Genomic DNA, 1,351 nt, shown 5'->3' with positions numbered 1-1,351 from the left:
CGACCGCCTGGGCACCTGGGAGGCCGGCCGCCACGCCTTCGAGGACGCCGACGTCTGGCGGTTCGCCGGCAGCAACCCGCTGGGCTCGGTGGACAGCTGGCACACGCCGGTGCAGACCCCGACCAAGCGCCTCAGGGGAGCGCGCGAGCGCGGCATGAAAATCATCGTCATCGACCCGCGCGAGTGCGAGATGGCGAAGTTCGCCGACATCCATCTGCAGATCTACCCCGGCGAGGACGCCGCCGTCGCCGCGGGGCTGTTGCACGTGATCCTCGCCAACGACTGGCACGATGCGGAGTTCTGTGCCGAACATGTGAAGGACCTGGACGCCCTGCGCACTGCGCTGGCGCCCTTTACCCCGGACGTTGTCGCGGCGCGCGCGGGGATTGCCCCGGAAGACCTCATTGCCGCCGCGCAATTATTTGCAAAAGAGGCGCGCCGGGGCAGCGTGAACACGGGCACCGGCGTCAACATGGCCAGCTTCCCCAACCTCGCCGAACACCTGTACGAGTGCCTGGGTATCGTCTGCGGCCGCGCGGCGCGGTGCGCCTGATGGGTGAGTCCGCCACACCGACACTGGCCGAGGAAATCCTCGAGCCGGGGGAGGGCAGGCTGCGCGGTTTGCTGATCTCCGGCGCCAATCCGGTGGGGGCGATGCCCGATACCGAGCGCGTGGTCGCAGCGTTTCGCGCGCTGGAACTGCTGGTGGTGATCGAGCCCTTCCACACCGCGACCACCGCGCTGGCGGACTACGTGCTGCCGCCGAAAATACTCTTCGAGCACGCCGACATGACCTTCGGCCTGGAGATGACCAACCTGAGCATTCCCTACGCCCAGTACACTCCGGCGCTGGTGCCACCGCCCGCCGGTTCCGAACTGTGCGACGAGGGCTACGTGGCCTGGGCGCTGGCCAAGCGCCTCGGCGTGGCGCTCAATTTCATGGGCGTGGAGATGGACATGGACACGCCGCCGGTGGATGACAACGACTTCCTCGCGGTGATGGCGCGCAACGCCGCGGTGCCCTTCGAGCAGCTGCAACGCGAGGCCGTGGGCGGCAAACTGTTCGAGCTGCCGCCCAAGGTGGTGGCGCCGGCCGGGGAGGGCGCGGGGCGCTTCGACGTCATCCCTGCAGATGTCGCCGGGGAACTCGCCGCCTTCGCCGCGACCACGCCGGTCTCGGCGCAGGTCGTATTCGCCGTCCCCGCCGACCAGCGCCGCGACCCGCGTGGCCGCGGCGACGGCGGCGCGCTCCCCGGCGACATCTGCCGGGATGACGTCGACGCGCCCCGCGCCCTCCCCGGCCGGCGCCACCCCCTTGGGCGGCAGCTCGAACCGGTTGCCGCCCACGGCC

2 protein-coding genes are annotated in these 1,351 nt (G+C 70.5%); both read left to right on the top strand.

Features of this window, described 5'->3' with window-relative positions; translation table 11 throughout:
- A partial coding sequence (locus E4634_RS21345; RefSeq protein WP_167855031.1) for a molybdopterin-dependent oxidoreductase occupies positions 1-553 on the top strand: 553 nt, incomplete at its 5' end.
- Positions 553-1,351 (top strand): molybdopterin-dependent oxidoreductase (locus E4634_RS21340; protein ID WP_167855030.1); only part of this gene is annotated, 799 nt, incomplete at its 3' end. The genes E4634_RS21345 and E4634_RS21340, both read left to right, overlap by 1 nt.

The sequence above is a fragment of the Mangrovimicrobium sediminis genome (genome assembly GCF_004745945.1).
Classification (GTDB): domain Bacteria; phylum Pseudomonadota; class Gammaproteobacteria; order Pseudomonadales; family Halieaceae; genus Mangrovimicrobium; species Mangrovimicrobium sediminis.
Note: the sequence above shows the minus strand (reverse complement) of the source record. Positions and strands in the feature narration are given on the sequence as shown.